The 6131-nt window shown below is 66.8% G+C and carries 6 protein-coding genes; 5 read left to right on the top strand and 1 reads right to left on the bottom strand.

Going from position 1 to position 6131, the window contains the following annotated elements; translation table 11 throughout:
• From ACFZBT_RS38530 to ACFZBT_RS38510, 5 genes are all read left to right on the top strand, one after another.
• A partial coding sequence (locus ACFZBT_RS38530; RefSeq protein ID WP_391114438.1) for an SDR family NAD(P)-dependent oxidoreductase occupies window positions 1-474 on the top strand: 474 nt, incomplete at its 5' end.
• Window positions 475-600: 126 nt separating this feature from the next.
• Complete coding sequence (locus tag ACFZBT_RS38525) at window positions 601-1701, top strand: zinc-binding dehydrogenase (RefSeq protein WP_391114435.1); 1101 nt, start codon at window positions 601-603, stop codon at window positions 1699-1701.
• 140 nt (window positions 1702-1841) lie between these two features.
• Entirely contained in the window at window positions 1842-3113 is a 1272-nt protein-coding gene (locus tag ACFZBT_RS38520) for an aldehyde dehydrogenase family protein (protein WP_391114433.1), read from the top strand.
• Window positions 3114-3891: 778 nt separating this feature from the next.
• The gene (locus ACFZBT_RS38515; RefSeq protein ID WP_391114430.1) at window positions 3892-4194 is read left to right on the top strand and encodes a DUF485 domain-containing protein; all 303 of its coding nucleotides are present in this window, start codon (window positions 3892-3894) and stop codon (window positions 4192-4194) included.
• 10 nt (window positions 4195-4204) lie between these two features.
• A complete protein-coding gene (locus tag ACFZBT_RS38510) occupies window positions 4205-5818 on the top strand; it encodes a transporter (protein ID WP_391114428.1) in 1614 nt (537 codons plus the stop codon).
• Here ACFZBT_RS38510 and ACFZBT_RS38505 read toward each other — a convergent pair.
• Complete coding sequence (locus ACFZBT_RS38505) at window positions 5742-6122, bottom strand: integrase core domain-containing protein (RefSeq protein WP_391114444.1); 381 nt, start codon at window positions 6120-6122, stop codon at window positions 5742-5744. The two genes, ACFZBT_RS38510 and ACFZBT_RS38505, sit on opposite strands and share 77 nt — an antisense overlap.
• Between the last annotated feature and the right edge of the window lie 9 nt (window positions 6123-6131).

The raw sequence follows: 6131 nt of genomic DNA, 5'->3' as shown, positions 1-6131 counted from the left end.
CAGATCGGCCTGAACGTGGCCAGCCTGGTCGACGTCACCAGGGCGTTCATCGGCCAGCTGACCGGTGTCCTGGTCAACATCGCCAGCTCCCTCGGGTACCAGCCGTGGCCGAGCGCCGCCGTCTACGGGGCGACCAAGGCCTTCGTGCTGAACTTCACCGAGGCGCTGTGGCAGGAATCGCGAGGCACCGGCCTGCGCGTGCTCGCCCTCTCCCCGGGCCCGACCCGCACCGAGTTCTTCGACACGGCCGGCTCCGACAACATGGCCCGCGGTGTCCGGCTGCAGACCCCGGGTCAGGTGGTCACCACCGCACTGCGCACGCTGGACCGGCGCAACCCGCCGCCCAGCGTCGTCTCCGGCACCTTCAACTGGGTGATGACCCTGACCTCGCGCTTCACCACCCGACGGGCCAACGTGCTGGCCTTCGGCGCGATGACCCAGTGGCAGATGCGCTCGAGTGGGCCCGGCCACTGACACGTCCGAGCTTCGCGACGGCACCGGGCCGTGCGAACACGGTGCCCACCCACCCCCCTGCCCATGGCTCGCCGTGCCCGTCACCGAGTCGATCTGTATGGGAATCATGCACAGAAGGAGACCGCCATGAAGGTGAAGGCCGCCATCGCGACCGCCAAGGAACAGCCGCTCGTCATCGAGAACGTCGAGATCGACGAGCCCCGCCCTGACGAGGTGCAGGTTCGCCTGGTCGCCACCGGTGTCTGTCACACCGACGCGATCGTGCGCGACCAGTGGTACCCCACGCCGCTTCCGGCGGTGCTCGGCCACGAGGGCGCGGGCATCGTGGAGAAGGTCGGCTCCGCGGTCACCGGCATCACGCCCGGCGACCGGGTCGTGCTCAGCTTCGCCAGCTGCGGTGCCTGCGCCAGCTGCAACGCCGGCCACCCCGCCTACTGCACCGACTTCGCCATGCGCAACTTCGGTGGCGCTCGCCCGGACCGCAGCACGGCCTTCCGCGCCGAGGACGGCTCCGCCGTCTCCTCCCACTTCTTCGGACAGTCCTCCTTCGCCGGCGTGACGAACGTCGCCGAGCGCAGCGTCGTGAAGGTGTCCGAGACCGCCCCGCTCGAAATCCTCGGCCCGCTCGGCTGTGGCGTCCTGACCGGCGCGGGCGCCGTGCTCAACGTACTCAAGCCGAAACCCGGTTCGAGCTTCGTGCACTTCGGTACGGGCGCGGTCGGCCTCTCCGGCCTGCTCGCGGCAGTGGCCGCAGGCGCCACGACCGTGATCGCGGTCGACATCGTCGACAGCCGCCTCGAGTTCGCCAAGAGCGTCGGCGCCACTCACACGATCAACAGCAGGAACGAGGACCCGGTCGCCTGCATCAAGGAGATCACCGGAGGCGGCGTGGACTACGCGCTGGACGCAACCGGCAACAAGGTCGTCTTCCGCCAGATGATCGACTCGATGGGCCTGCTCGGCCACGCCGCGATCGTGGGCCTGGCCAAGCCCGGTACCGAGTCGCCCGTCGACATCGGCAGCTCGATGCTCACTGGCGCCAGCGTGACCTTCGTCCTTGAGGGCGACGCCGTGCCTCGGGTGCTGATTCCGCAGCTGATCGCTCTCTACGAGGCCGGCAGGTTCCCGTTCGACAGACTCATCAAGCACTACGACTTCGAGGACATCAACCAGGCCTTCGAGGACAGCGAAAGCGGGGTCACGCTCAAGCCGGTGGTCACTTTTTGAGCACCCGGCACGGGACAAGAACGGCACTCTTTCCCTTGCCCAGCGGAAACCGGGCGGTTTACGGTGACACCGCCCGGAGATTGTTGAACGATCCTCCTGTCACCCGACGCGTAGTGCGCCTGGACCATGAAGGGACCCATGTGAGCAGGAACGAGATGAGCGTGCCCCACTCCGTCCAGGAGGCGGTCCAGGCTTGCGCAGCCCGGGCGACGCAGGGCTCGGCGGACCTGGCCCGGGCGTCGGACGTGGAGATCGACACCGCGCTGCGGGCCATGGCGGAGCGGCTGCACACGTCACGCGACCTGCTGACAGCGGCGAATCAGGACGACCTGAGATCGGCCGCCGCAAGCGGGATGTCGGCGGCACTGCAGGACCGCCTGCGGCTGACCGGCCCACGGCTGGAGGACATGGCCGCAGCGTTGCGCACGCTCGCGGACGTGCCGCACGAGCCGCGGGACACCGTCCTGGAGGAGCGTCCCGACGGCCTGGTCCTGCTGGAGCGCCGCCGCCCGGTAGGGGTCATCGGCGCAAACTACGAGGCGCGTCCGAACGTGACACTCGACGTCGCCTCCCAGTTCCTCAAGTCCCGCAACGGCGGTGTGCTGCGCACCGGTTCGGCGGCCCTGCGCTCCTCCCAGGCCCTGGTCACCCACGTGATCACGCCCGCTCTCAACGACGCCGGACTGAACCCGGACGCCATCCAGCTGGTGCCGAACGAGGACCGAGCGGCGGCATACGCGCTGGTGTCGCTGCCCGAGACCGTCCCCCTGGTCATCCTGCGCGGCAGCGGCGACAGCACCCGGGAACTCGGCCGAGAGGCCGCCCGCCACGGTGTGCGCACGCTGGCCCACGCGGACGGCGGCGGAGTGCTCTATGTGGCCCCGGACGCCGACGAGCAGCTGGTGCACGAACTGATCACCAGCAGCCTGGACCGGCTGGGCGTCTGCAACCGGCTCAATCTGCTCCTCATCGACTGGGCCGTCCGCGACAAGCTGCTGCCGGGCATCCTGAAGACTCTCGAAGACCTGGGCATCGCTGCGTCGCTGCCACCGCACCCCCACGCGCGCGGCTACGAATGGTCCCTGGACTCCGAGCACGCGGCGACGGTGACGATTGACGAGGCGGACGGCCCGCTCCACGCCGCACGGATCGCCAACGAGGAGACCTCCCAACTGGCCGCCGCCATCGCCACCCACGACCCGGACACCGCAGCCCAGTTCATGGACGCCTACGGTGGATCAGGCGTCTTCTGGAACTCCACCACACGCCTCCTCGACGGCTTCAAGCTCCTGCGCCTGCCGGAAACCGGCATCAACATCGACCGCGTCCCCGGCCCCCGAGGCCCCGTCACCTACCGCGACCTGTACCTGCGCCAGTACGTCGTGCGACCCGCGGCGTCCCTGCACAGCTGAGCCGATGCCGCATCGAGGCGCGCTCACTGCCCTCGTTGGCCCTACTCACGCCCCAGAAGCGACAGTTCGGCCCACCCGGCCTGGCGATCAGCCCACATCCGGCGCGAGGCGGTGCGATCCCTGCCGTCCCCACCGTTGGGACGTCTCTGCGACATGGGTCACTGAGCGGGCCGTCGAAGTACCCCGAGGCACAAAGGAATTGCCAGCGCCATGAGCACCCGCCGGGCGGGCAGATCTCGTTCGACCAGCTGGCGGTCAAACCCGCTGGGGAGGTTGGGAATCGGTGAGCAGCTTGCGAGTTCCGAAGTCTCGCTGGCACGCAGTGACATGTCGCACACGTCCCACAGGCTGTTGACAGGCCATCACAGAGTCCGTGATTCTCTTGATCGCAGCATGGCGCATCACGGCAACAGCGGCTTGTAGGTACGCGCACGCTTTCGCGAGGTCCGGCTGGAACCTCACAATCCGTGCCCAGCTCCTCGTCCGCGTTGATCCGCCAGGCCCCCGACACAGCACCCTGTGCATCGAGTGGCAACAGATGCGAGCAGCCCCCATGTGCTGCGTGCCGTGCTCCCCCTTGGCGCCACACCCGTTGGCCCTCACTCACCACCGTCATCCCGTGGCCGGCCGGATCCTCCTGCCCGCCATCGGACGCTGCGCGCTGCGCCGTCACCCACCCTCAATGCCTGGAGATTCCGTGCATTCGCATTTCCCCCCGAATCCCCCTGGCGGCCCGCCGGCGCCGCACCAAACGCACAATGCCGGACGCTCACAACACGTGGACAGACTCCGCGAGACCGCGCATCGCGCGCAGCGCGACTTCCTTGTCGTCAACGGGATTCCCTTCGCCGTCGGCATCACGCTGTCCTGCTTCACCGACGTCCCCGGAGTGCAGGTGTACGGCGAGCTCACCCTGGGACTGGTGTGGGGCGTTCTGCAATGCGCCCTGTTCATCGCCACTGCCTGGTTGTACGAGATGCGCAGTACCCGGTCGGTCGATCCCCTCGAACAGGCTCTGCCCTCCGACGCACCCCCCACCGATGTATCCGGTGTTCCCTCTGTCAACGGTTCCCGGTGGTGACGCGGTGACTATGGACATCCTGGCCTCGGGCGTGCTCGACCCCATCGGTTCGGACGCGAGACGCCCCGTGATCATGGCCTTTCTCATCTTCATCGGAATGGCACTGCTGTGGCTCTTCAGTCTCGCCACAGCGGAGGCGGAGAATCCGGAGAGGCTTTATGTCGCCAACCGGTCCCTCTCCCCGGTCATCAACGGATTCGCCATGGCCGGCGAACAGATCTCGGTCGTCACCCTTTTGGGGTTCTCCGGCGGTGTAGCTCTGTTCGGTTACGACGGGTTCACGTACGCCATCGACTTCCTGATCATGCTCGGTGTAATGCTGCTCCTCGCGCAGAAGATACGTACCAGTGGTCGCTACACCCTCGGTGACCTCTTCGCATTGCGGGCCCCGGGAACGGGGCCCCGCATCGCGGCGACCGCGGTGACGCTGGCCATCTCGCTCCCCCTCATCGTGATCAACCTGCGTGTCGCCGGCACCAGTACGGCCCTCCTGATCGGCATGACGACCGACGGGGCGCAGGTGGTGTGCACGGTCCTGATGGGCTGTCTGGTCGCCTGCTTCGCCGCCGTAGCGGGCTTGAGAGGCGTCAGTTTCATGCACGTCGCCAAGGTGCCGCTGACTTTGGCGGCGCTCGCGGTGATCACATTGCTGGCCGTCAGGAAATTCGACTGGGACCCTGGATCTCTGCTCTCGGCCGCGGTGGACAACAGCATGGCGCCGGACAAATATCTGAAGCCGGGGTTCTGGCCTTACACGGTGAGTCTCGGCTCACTCAACACGTTCGGCAATCACATCGTCCTCATCCTCGGCATGGCAGTGATGCCTTACCAGATTCTTCGGGTCAGCGCGTCCCGAACCGGCCGCGCGGCACGGCGATCCGTGAGCATCGCCATTGGACTGGTCGGCGCATTCGTTGTCCTGCTGATCACCACCGGCTTTGCGGCAGCAGCCGTGGTGGGCGCGTCCGGTATCGGGGCGGTCGATGCCGCTGGGGAGTCGTCGCCGATCCAGCTGGCCTCGGAGGTGCTCCATGACGGTTCGACGGGACGCATCGTCCTCATCACCGTCTTGGCATGCGTCGTGTTCCTCACTGTGATCACGACCATGACCAGCGTGACCTTCGCTGCTGCCGTCGCCCTCAGCCACGATGTGTTCGCGCGTGGCAAGCGCCCCCGCACGGAAACCGGAGAGGTGCGGGCACTGCGCGTGGCCGCCGTCAGCATGTGTGCGGTGAGCCTGTCGCTGGCCGCTGTCATCCACCGGTCTCCCATGGAATTCATGGCCGTTTTCTCGATCAGTGTCGCGGCTTCGTGCGTCTTCCCTACGTTGATCTACTCCTTCTTCTGGAGTCGCTTCAACCGTCGAGGACTCCTGTGGTCCGTCTACGGGGGACTACTGCTCTGCACCGTCCTCACGCTCTTCTCGCCCATCGTCTCGGGAACCGCGTTCGCGCTGTGGCCGCAAGCGAGTTTCAACTGGTACCCGTACCAGACCCCGGGTCTGATTTCCGTTCCCGCGGCGTTCGCCCTGGGTTGGCTGGGCAGCGTCACCTCGTCTCGAGAGTACCAAGTCGATTTCCGGCACGTGCAAGACGAAATCCTGACAGGACAGAAAGCCGGATGACTGGCCACTGATCCGCCCAGGGAAGCGAGTGAACTGACGGATGACCCAAGGCCGTCGCCTCGGAATTGGGCACAGGTGCGCAGATCCCATCGGCCGACTGGGTACGCGAATGCCAATCCTGGTAGTCGTGTTCGTAGTCGATCGGGCTCTTGAAGCCACACACGCTGTGTAGTCGTCGGGCGTTGTAGAAGTCGGTGATCCAGGTCGCGATCCGAATCCGATCCTCCGCACGGGTCGCGAAAGCGTGCCGATGGGCGTACTCGACTTTCAGGACGCTGTTGAACGCCTCGCTGACGGCGTTGATGCCCCTATG

Origin of the sequence: Streptomyces sp. NPDC008137 (genome assembly GCF_042957035.1) — a bacterium.
Lineage (GTDB): Bacteria > Actinomycetota > Actinomycetes > Streptomycetales > Streptomycetaceae > Streptomyces.
Note: the sequence above shows the minus strand (reverse complement) of the source record. Positions and strands in the feature narration are given on the sequence as shown.